General features: G+C 35.9%; 18 protein-coding genes and 1 tRNA gene. 2 read left to right on the plus strand and 17 right to left on the minus strand.

Features of this window, described 5'->3' with window-relative positions; genetic code table 11:
- Positions 1 to 34: 34 nt before the first annotated feature.
- From ACTNDN_RS20085 to ACTNDN_RS20100, 4 genes are all read right to left on the minus strand, one after another.
- The gene (locus ACTNDN_RS20085; protein WP_031540678.1) at positions 35 to 1,219 is read right to left on the minus strand and encodes a phosphoglycerate kinase; all 1,185 of its coding nucleotides are present in this window, start codon (positions 1,217 to 1,219) and stop codon (positions 35 to 37) included.
- A 112-nt stretch (positions 1,220 to 1,331) separates the two neighbouring features.
- Positions 1,332 to 2,342 (minus strand): type I glyceraldehyde-3-phosphate dehydrogenase, encoded by a 1,011-nt coding sequence (gene gap, locus ACTNDN_RS20090; protein WP_031540677.1) that lies wholly within the window; start codon positions 2,340 to 2,342, stop codon positions 1,332 to 1,334.
- Positions 2,343 to 2,396: 54 nt separating this feature from the next.
- A complete protein-coding gene (locus ACTNDN_RS20095; RefSeq protein WP_441131946.1) occupies positions 2,397 to 3,413 on the minus strand; it encodes a sugar-binding transcriptional regulator in 1,017 nt (338 codons plus the stop codon).
- Between the two features lie 536 nt (positions 3,414 to 3,949).
- A tRNA-Arg gene (locus tag ACTNDN_RS20100) sits at positions 3,950 to 4,021 on the minus strand.
- 500 nt (positions 4,022 to 4,521) lie between these two features.
- Here ACTNDN_RS20100 and clpP point away from each other — a divergent pair.
- Positions 4,522 to 5,127, plus strand: a complete 606-nt coding sequence (gene clpP, locus ACTNDN_RS20105; protein ID WP_031540675.1) for an ATP-dependent Clp endopeptidase proteolytic subunit ClpP — start codon at positions 4,522 to 4,524, stop codon at positions 5,125 to 5,127.
- A 94-nt stretch (positions 5,128 to 5,221) separates the two neighbouring features.
- Here the strand turns inward: clpP and ACTNDN_RS20110 are convergent, their stop codons facing one another.
- The 5 genes from ACTNDN_RS20110 to ACTNDN_RS20130 all read right to left on the minus strand — a co-directional run bounded on the left by ACTNDN_RS20110 (position 5,222) and on the right by ACTNDN_RS20130 (position 8,947).
- On the minus strand, positions 5,222 to 5,470 hold the full coding sequence (locus ACTNDN_RS20110) for an HPr family phosphocarrier protein (RefSeq protein WP_031540674.1): 249 nt from the start codon (positions 5,468 to 5,470) through the stop codon (positions 5,222 to 5,224).
- Positions 5,471 to 5,643: 173 nt separating this feature from the next.
- Positions 5,644 to 6,588, minus strand: a complete 945-nt coding sequence (whiA, locus tag ACTNDN_RS20115) for a DNA-binding protein WhiA (protein WP_031540673.1) — start codon at positions 6,586 to 6,588, stop codon at positions 5,644 to 5,646.
- A gap of 44 nt (positions 6,589 to 6,632) precedes the next feature.
- The gene (locus tag ACTNDN_RS20120) at positions 6,633 to 7,589 is read right to left on the minus strand and encodes a gluconeogenesis factor YvcK family protein (RefSeq protein WP_031540672.1); all 957 of its coding nucleotides are present in this window, start codon (positions 7,587 to 7,589) and stop codon (positions 6,633 to 6,635) included.
- Positions 7,586 to 8,467, minus strand: coding sequence for an RNase adapter RapZ (gene rapZ / locus ACTNDN_RS20125; RefSeq protein WP_031540671.1), 882 nt, complete (start codon positions 8,465 to 8,467; stop codon positions 7,586 to 7,588). Before rapZ ends, ACTNDN_RS20120 begins: the two co-directional genes overlap by 4 nt.
- Before the next feature lie 21 nt (positions 8,468 to 8,488).
- The gene (locus ACTNDN_RS20130) at positions 8,489 to 8,947 is read right to left on the minus strand and encodes an NUDIX hydrolase (protein WP_031540670.1); all 459 of its coding nucleotides are present in this window, start codon (positions 8,945 to 8,947) and stop codon (positions 8,489 to 8,491) included.
- A 169-nt stretch (positions 8,948 to 9,116) separates the two neighbouring features.
- Here ACTNDN_RS20130 and ACTNDN_RS20135 point away from each other — a divergent pair, with 169 nt between their 5' ends.
- The gene (locus ACTNDN_RS20135; RefSeq protein ID WP_048718872.1) at positions 9,117 to 9,653 is read left to right on the plus strand and encodes a nuclease-related domain-containing protein; all 537 of its coding nucleotides are present in this window, start codon (positions 9,117 to 9,119) and stop codon (positions 9,651 to 9,653) included.
- 696 nt (positions 9,654 to 10,349) lie between these two features.
- On the opposite strand, the gene trxB is transcribed toward ACTNDN_RS20135, so the two are convergent.
- From trxB to hisB, 8 genes are all read right to left on the minus strand, one after another.
- On the minus strand, positions 10,350 to 11,300 hold the full coding sequence (gene trxB, locus ACTNDN_RS20140; protein ID WP_031540669.1) for a thioredoxin-disulfide reductase: 951 nt from the start codon (positions 11,298 to 11,300) through the stop codon (positions 10,350 to 10,352).
- Positions 11,301 to 11,961: 661 nt separating this feature from the next.
- Entirely contained in the window at positions 11,962 to 13,479 is a 1,518-nt protein-coding gene (locus ACTNDN_RS20145) for a tetratricopeptide repeat protein (protein ID WP_031540667.1), read from the minus strand.
- Positions 13,480 to 13,600: 121 nt separating this feature from the next.
- Positions 13,601 to 13,774 carry a hypothetical protein gene (locus tag ACTNDN_RS20150; RefSeq protein ID WP_204375777.1) on the minus strand — a complete coding sequence of 58 codons (174 nt, stop codon included), beginning with the start codon at positions 13,772 to 13,774 and terminating at the stop codon, positions 13,601 to 13,603.
- Positions 13,752 to 14,396: a bifunctional phosphoribosyl-AMP cyclohydrolase/phosphoribosyl-ATP diphosphatase HisIE gene (gene hisIE / locus ACTNDN_RS20155; RefSeq protein ID WP_031540666.1), complete on the minus strand. Its 645-nt coding sequence runs from the start codon at positions 14,394 to 14,396 to the stop codon at positions 13,752 to 13,754. The genes ACTNDN_RS20150 and hisIE overlap by 23 nt, the downstream gene beginning before the upstream one ends.
- Positions 14,393 to 15,151, minus strand: a complete 759-nt coding sequence (gene hisF, locus ACTNDN_RS20160; RefSeq protein ID WP_031540665.1) for an imidazole glycerol phosphate synthase subunit HisF — start codon at positions 15,149 to 15,151, stop codon at positions 14,393 to 14,395. The genes hisIE and hisF overlap by 4 nt, the downstream gene beginning before the upstream one ends.
- A gap of 44 nt (positions 15,152 to 15,195) precedes the next feature.
- The gene (gene hisA, locus ACTNDN_RS20165) at positions 15,196 to 15,924 is read right to left on the minus strand and encodes a 1-(5-phosphoribosyl)-5-[(5-phosphoribosylamino)methylideneamino]imidazole-4-carboxamide isomerase (protein ID WP_441131952.1); all 729 of its coding nucleotides are present in this window, start codon (positions 15,922 to 15,924) and stop codon (positions 15,196 to 15,198) included.
- Positions 15,925 to 15,930: 6 nt separating this feature from the next.
- The gene (gene hisH, locus ACTNDN_RS20170) at positions 15,931 to 16,554 is read right to left on the minus strand and encodes an imidazole glycerol phosphate synthase subunit HisH (protein ID WP_284560947.1); all 624 of its coding nucleotides are present in this window, start codon (positions 16,552 to 16,554) and stop codon (positions 15,931 to 15,933) included.
- Positions 16,555 to 17,142, minus strand: coding sequence for an imidazoleglycerol-phosphate dehydratase HisB (hisB, locus tag ACTNDN_RS20175; protein WP_031540662.1), 588 nt, complete (start codon positions 17,140 to 17,142; stop codon positions 16,555 to 16,557). It lies immediately after the preceding gene.
- Positions 17,143 to 17,241 lie beyond the last annotated feature (99 nt).

The following is a 17,241-nucleotide window of genomic DNA, read 5'->3' on the forward strand; positions in this document are numbered from 1 at the left end:
GTTATACATCCTTTCATGCATATCTATAAAGATATTATTTGTCGTTTAATGCCACTACACCTGGAAGTTCTTTACCTTCCATGAATTCTAATGAAGCACCGCCACCAGTAGAAATGTGACTCATTTTATCCGCTAAATCAAATTTTTCAACTGCTGCTGCAGAATCTCCACCACCGATTACGGAATATGTATCTTGAGATTCAGCAAGTGCTTCAGCTACTGCTTTTGTACCTGTAGCGAATGCATCTAATTCAAATACACCCATTGGCCCGTTCCAAATTACTAATTTAGAACTTTTAATAACATCTGCATAGATTTCACGTGTTTTAGGTCCGATATCTAATGCTTCCCAATCAGATGGAATTTCTTCAATAGAAACTGTTTTGATGTTAGCATCGTTAGAGAAATCATCTGCAACTGTAACATCAACAGGCATATAAAACTTAACGCCCTTTTCTTTTGCTTTTTCCATATATGATTTAGCAAGATCGATTTTGTCTTCTTCTAATAATGATTGACCAACTTCATGACCAAGTGCTTTAACGAAAGTATAAGCTAAGCCTCCGCCTATGATTAAGTTATCAACTTTTTCTAGAAGGTTTTCAATTACTCCAATTTTATCCTTAACTTTTGCTCCACCAATAATAGCAGTGAATGGGCGATCAGGATTGGATAAAGCTTTACCAAGAACATCTAGTTCTTTTTGCATTAATAATCCAGATACAGCTGGAATATGATGAGCAATTCCTTCTGTTGAAGCATGGGCACGGTGTGCAGCACCAAATGCATCATTTACAAATACATCTGCAAGCTCTGCATATTGTTTTGCTAACTCTGCATCATTTTTTTCTTCTCCAGCATTGAAACGTACGTTTTCAAGAAGGATTACATCTCCTTCTGAAAGCTTGCTGATTTGTGCTTTAACAGCTTCACCGTATGATTCATCAGCTTTTACAACTTCTTTACCTAGTATTTCAGAAAGACGTTTTGCAACAGGAGTTAAACGTAACTCTTCTACAACTTCACCTTTTGGACGTCCTAAGTGGCTTGCAAGAATAACAATTGCTCCACTTTCTACTAAAGCGTTAATAGTTGGAAGTGCAGCTTGAATTCTTGTTTCATCAGTGATTTGTTGATCTTTCATTGGTACGTTAAAGTCAACGCGAACAAAAGCTTTTTTCCCTTTTAAATCGATATCACGAATTGTTTTCTTATTCATTATAGGTACCCTCCACTGCATATTTTTAAAATAGCGGAAACAAAAGTTGTTTCCGCTGTTTGATTAAAGGGGGTGCTTATTAACTCGCACATATTTCCATTGAAAAGGGAAATTATTTTGTTGCAAGTTGTGCAAAGTGCTTAACAGTTCTTACTAATTGGTTAGTGTAAGACATTTCGTTATCATACCAAGCAACAGTTTTAACAAGTTGTTGATCACCAACAGTGATTACTTTTGTTTGAGTTGCATCGAATAATGAACCATAGCTAATTCCGATAATGTCAGAAGATACAAGCTCTTCTTCTGTGTAACCGAATGATTCGTTAGCAGCTTCTTTCATTGCAGCGTTGATTTCTTCAACAGTAACTTTTTGGTCAAGAACAGTTACAAGCTCTGTTAATGAACCAGTTTTAACTGGAACACGTTGAGCAGCACCGTCTAATTTACCTTGAAGTTCAGGTAATACTAAACCGATTGCTTTAGCAGCACCAGTTGAGTTAGGAATAATGTTTTCAGCAGCTGCACGCGCACGACGGAAGTCACCTTTTGGATGTGGAGCATCTAAAGTGTTTTGGTCGCCAGTGTAAGCGTGAATTGTAGTCATTAAACCAGATACGATACCATATTTATTTTGAAGAACTTGTGCCATAGGAGCAAGACAGTTAGTAGTACAAGAAGCACCAGAGATAACTGTTTCAGTTCCATCAAGAACGTCATGGTTTACATTGTAAACAACTGTTTTCATTTCGCCAGTTGCTGGAGCAGAAATAACTACATTTTTAGCACCTGCTTGAATGTGAGCTTCTGCTTTTTCTTTAGTTGTGAAGAAACCAGTAGATTCGATAACTGTATCTACACCAAGTTCTCCCCATTTAAGGTCAGCTGGATTTCTTTCAGCAGTTGTAACAACTTTTTGACCGTTTACTAAGAAGTATCCTTCATGTACTTCGATTTCACCTTGGAAAGTTCCTTGAGATGAATCATATTTTAAAAGATGTGCTAGCATTTTAGTGTCAGTTAAATCATTGATTGCAACGACTTCTAATTCTGGGTTTTCCATGATTTTTCTGAATGCTAAACGTCCGATACGTCCAAAACCGTTAATACCTACTTTTACTGTCATTATAAATTTCCTCCTCTAATTTTAAGAGTATTAAATATATAAAGGGATTTCCCATTATATCAATTTTTTTGCGGCTCCTTCATCTGTTATTAAAATAGTTAAAGTTGGTGCTTCTTTTAAATAAGCACGTATAGCCTTTGATTTAGATGCTCCACCAGCTACAGCGATAATATTAGGTACGGAAGATAAATCTTCTAGTCTAAGGCCAATTGTTTGGACCTTATGGACAACCTCTCCCTCTTCATTGAAGTAATACCCAAATGCCTCACCAACGGCTTCCGCATTCTTAATCTTTTCTAGATCGCTTTTAGTTGTATTTCTACGATTCGCCATCGTAAGCGCCTCGCCTATACCATGAACTAAAAGGTTTGCTGAACGTATAAGTTTTAATACTTCACTTATACGAGGGTCGTTAGAAATGCTTTTGTACATCTCTTCACTGACCTCATCTGGAGCGTATAAAACTCGATGTTTTGAAGCAGTATGGTCTGCCATCATGGAACAAATTGTATTTGCCTGATTTTTGACATCTTCTCCTATTCCACCACGAGCAGGAACAAATAATAATTCGCCATCTGCAACACTTGGTGTTAGCGCATCAGCAACAGAAGACATAGTAGTCCCACCAGTAACTGCGATGATATTATTTCCCTTTAGGAGAGATTTCATACAATTTGCTGTCGCAAGTCCTAATTCTTTTTTTACCCATGGAGAATGATCACTGTCTCCCGCAACGATAATTACCTTACTGATGCCAAGTTTTCGTTGCAGTAGCTGCTCCATTTCGTTAATACCCGTTACTTCTCTCATTACACTAGAAAGACTTTCCAATACTTCTTCCCCTTTTAAAGTGACTGTCATGCCGATGTTTGAAATATGTATAAGCTGCTGATCTTTTAAAAACTCGACTTCACTTCTCAAGACTCTTTCGGTCAGTCCTAGGCTCACTGCCAGACTTCTTCTTCCGACAGGCTGCATATTCTTAATGTATTGCAGAATATAGTACCTTTTTTGCATAACTGTAAGTAAATCAGGTAATAATCTTTTTTGAATCTCAATAAATGAAACCATGCTTGATGCGCTCCTTCACTTACAGTGGTCGCAAGAAGTCCCACATAGACATTTTTCGTCCCGGGTACTACAAAAAAAATAACTTCCCTGCTACAAGAACAATTCTAACACCAGTATAGTATGAATTCAACTGATATGTGTCTATTTTTTGTAAAATTTGACGAAAAAGTGTCGTTCTTTCTTTTCTTACTATTTGGAAAAAATGAATAATTATTCCCTTAATTTTTAATTGTTTTTTTGAAAAAGGAAAATGGTGTTTGAATGAAAATATTAAGCAAGTATTAATAACTAAAAAGAGGAATTTTGATATTTGAATACTTTACATGAAAACCTTTCTTTAAACAGTAGTCTTTATAGAAATATAATAAGGTAGTAATATAAACACAAAGCTTCTCACAAAGGAAAAACAGCCTAAAAGCTGAATCAGCAATCTGATTTATTTTTAGGTACTAAAAATAGAAGCAAAATAAAAAGGTTTTTCTAAAGAATCGACGATTGTTAGAAACTTCAGAAAAACCTTTTTATTATTTTATTAGCGCCCTCGGAGGGAATCGAACCCCCATTTTAAGAACCGGAATCTTACGTGCTATCCGTTGCACCACAAGGGCATCGTGTATAACTTGCGCCCCATTGAAGTAACGCCTTCATATTATAAGCGAAGTTACTATTTTATGCAATAGATGATGTTTAAAAATAGGAGCAATGGGTATCATGTAGAAAGGATTGTAGAGGAAATAAAAGGATGGATCTCCTTATACCTTCAAGTATCGACTTCCCAATGAAACGCTATTGTACTTTTAAAATTAGGCTCTGTTATTACGTGATTCCCCGCTTATTCGGAATTATACTGTTAATTTGCCAATCATAGTATCGTTAACATTCTGTTATAATAGAACTTAAAATTTAAAAATATACGTAGCAACAACTTTAGAAAAACTGCTATAAAAAAAGATGTCGAATGATATTTTTAGGTATTTAGGCTTTTACGTTTGACCTTAATTGACCATCCGTGTATCATTAGGATTACATACAGTTTAGATGTTTTTCATCTTACTGAAGAAACAAATACTTATCGTTTTTGAACAGACATTATAAAGGAGGATTTTAAATGAATTTAATTCCTACAGTTATTGAGCAAACAAACAGAGGAGAACGCGCTTACGATATTTACTCCCGTTTATTAAAAGACCGTATTATTATGCTTGGTAGTGCTATTGATGATAATGTAGCTAACTCTATCGTATCACAGCTTTTATTCTTAGAAACAGAAAATCCTGAAAAAGATGTATCGATCTATATTAATAGCCCAGGCGGAAGCATCACTGCTGGGATGGCCATTTATGACACAATGCAATATATTAAGCCAGATGTTCAAACAATCTGTATTGGTATGGCTGCATCTATGGGTGCCTTCTTACTTGCTGCTGGTGCAAAAGGGAAGCGTTATGCTCTTCCAAACAGTGAAGTAATGATTCACCAACCACTTGGTGGAGCTCAAGGTCAAGCAACGGAAATTGAAATTGCTGCTAAACGTATTTTATTCTTACGCGATAAATTAAACGGTATTTTATCTGAGCGTACTGGTCAACCTATTGATATTATCGCAAGAGATACAGAACGCGACAACTTTATGACTGCTGATAGAGCAAAAGAATATGGTTTAGTTGACCATGTTATCAGCCGTAATTCTCTAGAAGACAAAAAAAATAACTAATTCACACACTAACCAAATAAACTTAATAAAAAGGCTGTTCCTAGGTAGGGAACAGCCTTTTTATATATAAGGAGAGTTTTTATTTATCAAATAATCACTTAAGCAAATCTTTTAATTTCTGAAGCGCTTCCACCTCGTCGCTACCATCAACAATAAGTTTAATTGTCGCTCCAGAATTTATCGCTAGGCCCATTATCCCCATAATGCTTTTTGCATTTACCTTTCTTCCATCCTTTTCAATAAATACTTCTGATAAATAATTACTTGCCTCCTGTACAAATAAAGCAGCAGGTCTCGCTTGAAGTCCCGCTTTTAGGCCAACTGTTATTTCTTGTTCCACCATCGAACTTCCTCCCCTTTAACAAAGTAGTAATATATCTATTATACAAGGAAAATAAGTTTTTTGCTCTATCCAAGGGGAATAAAATTCAGTTTAAAGAAACTTTTCTGATAATATTTTCACACACAAAAAAATGGATAATATATATCCCTGTCTTTATATATTATCCATTTCTTTTATTTAACTGCTTCTCCACGACGTAGTGCATCTGCAATTTCATCAATTTTTCTTAAACGATGATTGATTCCAGATTTACTTATATTTCCAGAAGATACCATTTCCCCTAATTCTTTTAGGGTTACATCTTGATACGCAACTCGCAACTCTGCAATTTCTCTTAGCTTATCTGGAAGAATTTGCAAACCAACCGTTTTATCGATAAAACGGATATTCTCAACTTGTCTTAATGCAGCCCCAATTGTTTTATTTAAATTGGCTGTTTCACAATTGACCAATCGATTAACAGAATTTCGCATGTCTCTAACAATTCGTATGTCTTCAAAGCGAAGAAGTGCTCCATGTGCACCAATAATATTAAGGAACTCCGTAATTTTTTCCGCTTCTTTTAAATAAGCAATAAACCCTTTTTTTCTTTCTAGAGTCTTACTTTTTAACCCAAAAGTATTCATTAAATCACTAAGGGCAATGATATGCTCTTTATATAAGGATGCTATTTCAAGATGATAGGAAGATGTTTCTGGGTTATTTACAGAGCCGCCTGCTAAAAAGGCCCCTCTTAAATAAGACCGTTTACAGCATTTCTTCTTAATTAGCTCTGGGGAGATTTCATGCGTAAACACAAAGCCTTCTTTCAGAATACTTAATTCCTCCAGCACTTCCTTCCCATGATTAGAAATCCGCACAATATATACATTGTTCTTTTTTAAGCGCATTTTTTTACGAACTAGTAATTCAACTGGTATATCGAAATACCGTTTTATCAAGGTATAGATTCTTCTAGCTATAGCCGCATTCTCTGTTTGTATATTTACAACTAGCCTCTGGTTGGAAAAGGAAAGAGTCCCGTTCATTTGTATCAGTGCTGATAATTCTGCTTTTCCACAGCAATTTTTGGCTTCAATTGTTGTCAATTCTTTTTTTGTTTCTGACGCAAAAGACATGTCCTTCCCCCCTTTTTAGAAAAAAGCAGATGCAATTTAATCCATTATTCAATTATCGAATAAAGAATTTTCGCCATTTCAACAGTATTATGGCGAATAACACCTTGATCAAGCTTGATGATATCGCCAGCTATCACATCTAGCTCCATCCGTTCTAGCCGTTTTATATCAAAAACCACAGGCTTTGCTTTTTCTTCATCATATCTTTGTTGTACACTTGCTGGGATATTCGTTTTGTTCACGATAATCGTGTCGATAAATGGTTGTTCAACATGTTCATATAATGCCTTCACATGATCACTTGCCGTATAATCTAACGTTTCTCCAGCTTGTGTCATTATATTGCATATATATACTCTTTTCGCTTTCGCTTCTAGAACGGCTTCCTTAATTTCTTTGACAACCAAATTCGGCAAGATACTCGTATATAAGCTTCCAGGGCCAATTACAATTAGATCTGCTTGCTGGATAGCATGAATGGTTTCAGGAAGCGGAGCAGAATCCTCTGGAGTTAGAAATACTCTCTTTATTTTTTTCCCAGCTTCCGGAATACTCGATTCTCCAACAACAACCGTCCCATCTTCCATTAATGCATTTAAGATAACACTATGACTTGTTGCAGGTAATACTTTACCACGAACATTAAGTACTTTGCTCATTTCTTGAATCGCATAGGTAAAATTACCAGTAATGGAAGTCATTGCAGCTAAAATTAAATTACCTAATGAATGCCCATCTAAATCTTTACTATTAGTGAATCGATGCTGAAACATTTCCTCCACTAATGGCTCCACATCTGATAGTGCTGCTAATACATTGCGAATATCTCCTGGAGCAGGGATATCAAGATCCTCTCTTAATCTTCCAGAGCTTCCTCCGTCATCAGCTACCGTTACGATTGCTGTTATATCCACTGGATATTTTTTCAATCCTCGTAAAAGTACAGAAAGGCCTGTTCCTCCCCCGATGATTACTATTCTTGGCTGTTCCTTTTCACTCATGCCTGCTGGTCCTTTCTCCTCTCCATATCACGGTGAGCAATAGCAATATTATATTCTTTTTCAAAATGATGTCCAATATATTCTGCTAACGCAACAGAGCGGTGCTGACCCCCAGTGCAGCCAATCGCAATAACTAGCTGCGACTTTCCTTCTCTCTTATATTGGGGCAGCATGAACGTTAACAAATCAATTACTTTTTCTAGAAACTGACCTGTCTCTGTCCATTTCAACACATAACTAGATACTTCTACATCTAAACCAGTTTTCGGTCTCATATGCTCCACGTAATGAGGGTTTGGTAAAAAACGCACATCAAATACTAAATCTGCATCAATAGGAAGTCCATGCTTAAATCCAAAACTCATCACATTTACAGTAAAGATGGATTGTTTATTAACAGAGAACTCTTTTAAAATCTTTTCACGTAGTTCTCTGGGAGAGCTTTGTGATGTATTATAAATAATTTGAGCTCTTCCTTTTAACTCTTCTAACATTTCTCTTTCCATTTTAATTCCTTCTAAAGGAAGTCCAGACGGTGCAAGGGGATGAACTCTTCTTGTCTCCTTATACCTTCTAACTAGCGCGCTGTCATCAGCATCTAGAAAAAGGATCTTAGGTACAACCCAGGAATTTGCTAAATCGTCTAGGGCAGTGAATAAATCATCAAAAAATTCTCTGCCTCTTAAATCCATCCCAAGAGCAACCTTATTCATCTTATTCTCAGACTCTTTCATAAGTTCAAGAAACTTTGGCAAAAGAGTTGGAGGTAGGTTATCTACACAAAAAAATCCTAAATCCTCAAAGCTTTGGATAACAACTGTCTTTCCTGCTCCTGACATTCCTGTGATGATTACGATTTGTGGCTCACTTGCACTCATTTTTATTCCCCCTATAAATCTTTAGCTTGGATCTAATCGGTAACTAATTAATTCAAAATCAGGTGTATAAGTAAATGTCCCATAGATAATTCCATTCCCATGGATCATGTAGTCTAATATATGATAATCGCCTTCAGCCATTGGCAAGTTTTTCACATTATCTAAATCATGCCAGACGATTTTCCCTTCAGCTGATTCATCTACATTGACACCATCAGCGTTCGTAGAGAAAAAGGTGAACATCATCCACTCCGACACAATCTTATCTCCATCCTTAATAATAAAGGTAAAAATCCCTTTTATGTTCGGATTTCTTAAATAAATACCTGTTTCTTCTCTATACTCACGAATACAGGAATCTCGTACAGATTCTCCTGGCTCCATTTTGCCACCTGGCGCTACCCACCAACCACGTCTTGGCTTCTGTAATAACAATACTTTATTATCTTTAAGTAACAAACAATTCGTCACACGTTGCAAATTATTCACCCCGATTTTCTCTGTATGTAGGCACTTCTTTTATCCATTCCTTTTATTATACTATTATTGTCATGCCCTCACAATAAATTGCCTTTTCCAATTAGGAAGGATTCTTCATTCATTACGGAGAATGAATGATATAATCTTTTGAAAAGGATGTGTATTGTTCTTGTATATTAATTTTATAAAAAAGAGTTTGAAATTAAGAAAAATGGAAGCTCTCTTACAACGCGGAGGTAAAGATTGGACCATCAAAAAAGATGTCTATATTCATTTACGAGGCTATAAAGGTGAAAAGGAACTAACCTACTACCTTGATTTTATACCAGATAAAGAATGCTTTATTATTCATAATCTTCGTTTATATAATGGTAAATCTTATTTTCAAATAGACTATCTCCTGCTGACTCGTTTCTTTTTTGTCATTATTGACTGTAAAAACTACTTAGGCACATTAATTTTTGATACAACCTTAAACCAGTTTACTCGAATTAGAAATAATCAAGAAGGGGGATACTTAGATCCTATCTCCCAAGTAAATAGATTAAAGCGACAATTAGAGCATTTCTTACAAAAACACCACTTTACCATTCCCCCCATTGAACCCCTCGTTATTATTTCTAAACCCTCTACAATCATAAAAGGAAATCCCTCCATAAAAAATCATGTTCTTCACAGCCATAGTTTTCTTGATAAATGGGATTAGTTACAAAGAAAATATAAAGTAAATGTTATAGATGAAAAAAGCCTACTCAAAATCTCCAAATTTCTTCGCAAGCATCATACCTCGGAAAACACTAATATATTGGAAAAATACCGAATAAACAAAAAAGACATTATAACAGGTGTTCAATGCCCTCACTGTAAAGCATTTGCGATGATAAGAAAAATGCGTAACTGGTTTTGTCCATCATGTTCCACATTTGATAAACTGGCTCATATAAAAGCAGTAGAGGATTATTTCCTCTTAATCAAACCTTCTATTACCAGTAAGGAATTTCTTGAATTTGTCCATATTACATCCAAAGATACCGCTAATCGGCTTCTTGTTTCAATGAAATTACCTTATACAGGTGAAAATCGAGGGAGAATTTATTACCCTTCGAAAGATTTTTTTGAATGAAAAGAAGTATTTGTATCATTTAACGTGATATGCACTAAAATTATTGAGTTATTCGTGAAAAAAAGTGAAGTATTCGCGAAAACCTCGAAGTTATTCGCGAAAGTTACCATTTATCAGCCAAACCAAAAATCTGCCCAAGCAAAAAAAGGCATAGGCTGTATAAGCCTATGCTAAAAAATATATCTTAAAAGGGGGTCAATTTCTACTTATATGATACCCCAAATATGTTTCACTACTGTTACATTCCAATTAAAACGGAATGACACTTTTAAGAAGTGGTTATGCTTGTTGTTTTAATGATTCTGCTAACTCTTCCACATAATGCTGAGCGCTTTGGGCAGCGATACTTCCGTCACCAGTTGCAGTAACAATTTGGCGAAGTGTCTTTTCACGAATGTCACCAGCCGCAAATATACCTGGTACTTTCGTTTCCATTTGATCGTCTGTTTCAATATAACCATTTTCATTGGTAATTCCTAAGCTTTCAAATGGTTTAGATAATGGAACCATGCCAATGTAAATAAACACGCCGTCAGCCTCTAGCTCTTGCTCTGTTTGATCTAAAGTGGAAACAAGTGTCACACTGCCCACTTTCCCATCCTTTTCATTAATTGCTTTAATCGTATGATTCCAAATAAAGTCAACCTTTTCATTATCAAACGCTCTTTTTTGAAGAATTTTCTGTGCTCTTAATTCATCGCGTCTGTGTACAATCGTCACCTGTGATGCAAAACGAGTCAAGTATACACCTTCTTCAACTGCTGAATCTCCTCCGCCGATAACAAATAGACGCTTATTCTTAAAGAACGCACCATCACATACAGCACAGTAAGAGACACCGCGACCTCCTAATTCTTTTTCACCTGGTACGCCAACCTTTTTATATTCTGCACCTGTAGAAATAATAATAGATCTTGCTTTAAATTCTTTTGAACCAGCTTTCACTGTTTTGTATTCTTTTCCATCCACTATTTCTTTAATATCACCATAAGCATATTCAGCACCGAATTTCTTTGCATGATTAAACATTTTATTGGATAGGTCTGGGCCTAAGATACTTTCAAATCCAGGAAAGTTTTCCACTTCTTCTGTATTCGCCATCTGTCCACCAGGTATTCCTCTTTCTATCATTAATGTAGAAAGATTGGCACGAGAAGTATAAACAGCAGCTGTCATTCCAGCTGGTCCTGCCCCAATAATAACAACATCATAAATTTTTTCTTCTGTCATTTTCAAAAACTCCTTTTCCCATTAACTAACGCATTTATTATACTAAATAAACGCTTAGATAAAAGAATCAATCTTTAAATTAATTTCTATTTCTTATTATAAGTATGATTATCTATTACTATCCTATAAAACCAATCCCCTATCCGTCCAAAAATCTGCTCAAACTCGAAAAATTTTCAAAAATAGCTGAATAATCATTTACGGATAGGCAGTAATCTAGGATAGAATTTATTGGAATTTATGTAGTCCCCCTATTTTTTCCACTCTTTATTATGTAATTTCTAAAAGATTTATATCAAATCCTTTAGTTTCTTGACCTCATTTGCTAAAATTAGTCTCCGCTCCCGTAATTCTTCTTCTTCCTTCAAAAGTTCGTCTAATTGATTAGTTAAAACTTGGTAAACATGATCGTCTTCATTAGCATTCTTGCCATCGCAAATGGCTTTTACCTTTATAGAAAAATAAATATCATTCACCATATTATTAGATTAATTATAACTCTTTTTATCATCTATTTAATCATTTAATCCATTTCAACTGCTATTAAAATACATCCCTAAAGCAACCTAAAAAAAGAAGCAGCTAAATTCTATCCGAATTAAACTGCTTCTATAAGGAATTATTTTTCATTAAACGCATAAAACATCCTAAATGATAGATATTAACTATAGATAGGTTGCATATAATCCTTCATTGACTTTATATATTTCTGTAATGTTGAAGTAGAGAGTCCATACTGATCGGCAATTTCTTGCTGGGTCTTTTTTGTCTCACGAGTTTGATTCCATAAATAATCGATAGCTGCTGCACTGGCAATGCAATTTTTATATAAAGTACCGGCTGTTTGCATTTCCATGATTGCTGAAAACCATAGTAGATATAAGCTAGTTTCTTCTGTTCCAATTGGATGATAGTTCGTATAAATTTGCTCTGCTGTATGATGTGCAACATATAGGAACGGATCCTCTATTTCAGTACCAGTCTTCACAAAGGCTAAATAATCTTGTTCTAATTTCGTTGAACAATTCTTTAACTGCATAGCAGATGAAGAAAGAATTTTTTCCTTTTGACTAGATACAGAAGTTAAGAATGTCGCAAACAATCGTTCCTCTACATGATTGCTGTCAAATCTTTTCAGAATAGAGCTAAGATGCTCCTCAAATCCACTAACCTTATAATCCAAATTATTCCATGGTTCTTGTCCTTCTTTTTCTGGCTGCTGCTCCAATACTTTTTTCCATGCTTTTTTTGCCGTTTGCTTATTTCCTGTGTTATACGCGGAATACGATAACCAATAGTAAAAAGAACTGTCTCCTTGGAATCCTTGTTTATAAATCTTCTTCAACCAAAAATACGCCGTGTCATACTCGCCAATAAGTGCGAAAGTAGTGCCTAGTTTGAATTGATGATCAATAGAAATAGGGTTGATTTTTCTTAAAATAGCTGCCATTTCCGCAACATGAGCATCGTTATTTTGATAATAGGCAAATACTAGCTTATTACATAAAGCATGTAAGTTTCCTATATTCTGAGTCAATACATGCTCTAAAATTTCGCTAGCCTTTTCCGATTGACCAAGATAAAAATGAGCTAAAGCTAAATTATTATAGGCCGACCAATACTCTGGATAATCTTGAATCACTTTCGTCAGCACTTCTACAGCCTTTGCAAAGTTACCAGACTCAAGCAATGCTCTTGCCTGCTCCTGTCTTGTAATAAGATCTTCTTCCTCGTAGGCTTCTTCTTCCTCAAGCTCATCGGATTCCAAAGAAAGAACCTCCATTAGGTCTTCCGTATCCTCTACAAACTCCCCATCTTTATCCAGACTTAAATAGAGTTTTGCATGATAATATGCATCTTTAAAAAATCCTAAATGGGCATAATTATTCGCTAGGAAATAATAACACTCAACCATACCCTCATCTAATTCTTCAATAATATCATGGAGAAGTTCATTTGATTTTTGATATTCTCCAACATCTGCATAAACGACTGCAAGCTGACACGCAATCATTGGTTCTCCTGGCTCCAACGCCAGTGCTCTTTGCAAATATTTAAGGGATTTATAATAATCTCTTTGATGGTATGCTTTAATTCCTTTGTTAAAATAAAATTCGCCTGTAGGATTAAATGTAATAAGTTTACCCACTGGTTGTACTCTACTTGAGTTTTTATTCATAAATCCTCCAATATATATATGTTCCCTTATAAAGCAAGAGATAAATAGCATGCTAAAATAAATGGTTATTGTTAACTAAACAATTATACCATATTAAGTTCATTTCGGAGAAGAGTCAATCCTATTTTGGAAAAAAAGTGTATGAATTTAAAGCAGAAATTTGTTGGTAGGAAAAAGGGGTCGGAATAACTTTTCGATGAAGCCATTCACGTACAAGCAAAAAGTAAAAAGGCTCATTCTTCTTAATCGAATGGGCCTCTTTTTCTATCTCTTTACTTACCTTGCTTCTCTTCATGACGTGCTTCCAATACATTTAAAATTTCAGAAAATGGAAGTTTTTGCTCTCTTAATAGGACGAATAAATGATAAAGAAGATCGGATGCTTCCCATTTCAATTCCTCTGAATCGCGATTTTTCGCAGCAATAATAACTTCTGCTGCTTCTTCTCCGACTTTCTTCAGAATCTTATCTACCCCTTTTTCAAATAAATACGTTGTATATGTACCTTCAGGACGATTTCTATCTCTTTCTTCAATAACTTTCTCTAAGTTAGCCAGAATCTGATAATCTGCAGATACTTTTTTAACTGCTTCTTTATTTTGATAAATGCTCTCTATAAAACAGCTTGTTGTTCCATTATGGCAAGCAGGACCAGCTGGATTGGTGAATACTACTAATGCATCTTGATCGCAATCATATTTAATCTCTACAATTTGCTGTGTATTGCCACTTGTTGCCCCTTTATGCCAAAGTTCTTGTCTAGAACGGCTATAAAACCAAGTCTCCCCTGTTTGTAAGGATTTTTCTAAGGATTCTTTATTCATATAAGCAAGTGTTAACACTTCTTTCGTAGTAGCATCCTGTACAATAGCAGGAATTAATCCTTTTTCATCAAATTTCAATTCCTCTACATTCATCTGACAAGCACTCCCTTTTCCTTCAAATATTCCTTTACTTCATGAACAGATGTTTCTTTATAGTGAAAAATAGAAGCAGCCAGCGCAGCATCAGCTTTTCCCTCTTTAAACGCTTCTTCAAAATGGGCAGCATTTCCAGCTCCTCCTGAAGCAATAACAGGAACAGAAACAGCCTCACTCACTGCTTTTGTTAATGCTAGATTAAAGCCATTTTTCTCTCCATCCGAATCCATGCTTGTTAATAGGATTTCACCTGCTCCAAGTTCTACCACTTCTTTTGCCCACGTAATAACATCTTTATCAACTGGATTTCTACCACCATGTGTATATACCCGCCATGATTCAAGTGCTGCATCATATTTTGCATCAATCGCAACTACAATACATTGAGAACCAAAAAAATTAGCCCCTTCTTCAATCAAAGATGGATTTAGCACTGCAGCTGTATTTAATGATACCTTATCCGCACCCGCACGAAGAATTTTTTTCATATCCTCTAATGAATGAATGCCTCCTCCAACAGTAAAAGGAATAGCAAGCTGGGATGCCACTTCCATTACTACTTCTACCATTGTCTTTCTACCTTCATGGGAAGCAGATATATCGAGAAATACTAATTCATCTGCTCCTTGTTCATCATAAAAGCGCGCTAATTCAACTGGATCTCCTGCATCTCTTAATTGAACAAATTGGATTCCTTTTACAACCCGTCCATCTTTAACATCCAAACATGGAATAATTCGCTTTGTTAACATTTTAAAACCCCTCTCACAATGAGCTTGTCGAAATGTTTCTTCCGCTAGTACATTTTCCCCAAAGCTTCTTCTAGTGTGAACCTTCCTTCATATAACGCCTTGCCTATAATCGCACCGCCAACACCCTTAGAGTGTATCTCTTTCAGCCGCTTAAGATCTTCTATACTACTTACTCCACCTGATGCAATCACTTCTTTTTTTGTTGCCAAAGCCATTTCTTCAATTGCCTCTATATTTGGGCCACTCAACATGCCATCTGTTGCAATATCCGTAAAAATAAAGGTCTCGGCTCCTGCTTCTGCAAATCGTTTCCCCAACTCTACAGCTTTCACCTCAGAGGTCGACAGCCATCCATGTGTCGCTACAAGTCCATTTTTCACATCGATTCCAATGGCAATTCCCTTTCCATATTTCCGAATCATCTCCATCGCAAATTCTGGATTGGAAACAGCAACACTGCCGAGTATTACTCTCGTTACCCCATTTTCTAAATAGTGAACAATATCTTCCTCTTGTCTAATGCCTCCTCCAATTTGCACTTTCACACCTAATTTTTTTGCTGCATCAATAACAAATTGGTCGTTTACTCTTTTGCCATCTTTTGCACCATCTAAATCAACCATATGTATCCATTTAGCACCCTGCTCAACAAAGCTCTTGGCCATATCAAACGGTGAATCACCATAGATTGTTTCTTTATCATAGTCCCCTTGTAGCAAACGGACACATTTTCCGCCCCGCATATCAATAGCAGGATATAAGGTAAAGGTCATGTAAGTTCATCCTTCCTGTATTAAACTAGCAAAATTGCTTAATAAATGCATACCCAATTTACTACTTTTCTCTGGATGAAACTGCATGCCATATACATTGTTTCTTCCTACTACTGCTGGTACCTCTTTATCATAGGAACAGCTCGCGATGATTACTTCGTCTTTTGTATCTGCATAATAGGAGTGCACAAAATAAACAAAATCATCGTCCCTATTTGGTGCTATTGATGACTCTTTCTTAAAATGAAGCTTGTTCCAGCCCATATGAGGTACCTTATATGCTGAACCATCTTCTGCTATTCCAGGAAAACGAACTACTTTTCCAGGCAATAATTTCAAGCCTTCACTGTAGCCATGCTCCTCACTCGACTCAAACAATAGCTGCATTCCAAGACATATTCCTAAAAAAGGCTTGCCACTGTCAACAAATGTGTCAATCATCTCCGCTAAACCAGTCTCCTTTAGCTTTGCCATCGCATCTTTAAATGCACCCACGCCAGGAAGAATTAATGCATCTGCGCTTAACAAAGCTTCTTTGTCCTCTGAAATAAAATAAGGAGCATTTAATCGTTCCAGTGCTTTACTCACACTGAACAAATTTCCCATTCCATAATCAATAATCCCGATCATTTACAGCATCCCTTTCGTCGAAGGAATCCCCTTGATTCTAGGGTCAATTGTCGTAGCTTCATCTAGTGCACGAGCCATCGCTTTAAAAATCGCTTCAATCATATGATGAGTATTGTGTCCGTAATGTAAAATAACATGAAGATTCATTCTAGCTTCTAATGCAAATTTCCATAGAAATTCATGGACAAGTTCGGTATCAAACGTCCCAACTTTATCACTTGGAAATTCAGCACGAAATTCTAGATGCGGTCTATTACTTAAATCTATTACTACTTGCGCTAACGTATCATCCATTGGTACAAAGCTATTTCCATATCGCTTTATGCCCTTTTTATCACCAAGAGCATCCTTCAGCGCCATTCCAAGACATATTCCAATATCTTCTGTAGTATGGTGATCATCTACTTCAATATCGCCATTTGCTTGTACTGTCAAATTAAATTGACCGTGTTTTGTAAATAAATCTAGCATGTGATTCATAAATGGTACGCCTGTATCGATTTCAGAAACTCCTTCTCCGTCTATATTTAAAGATAACTGAATGTTTGTTTCTCCTGTTTTTCTATTGATTGCAGCGGTTCTTCCCATATTCCTTCCTCCTCGTATAGTAAGTTTATAGTCCTCTTTCGAGGTAATTTCCAATTAAAATATTGTTCTTTGATAATTCTATAGATGTTAGTTCAGATA

Origin of the sequence: Niallia sp. HCP3S3_B10 (assembly GCF_052064465.1) — a bacterium.
GTDB lineage: Bacteria > Bacillota > Bacilli > Bacillales > Cytobacillaceae > Niallia > Niallia hominis.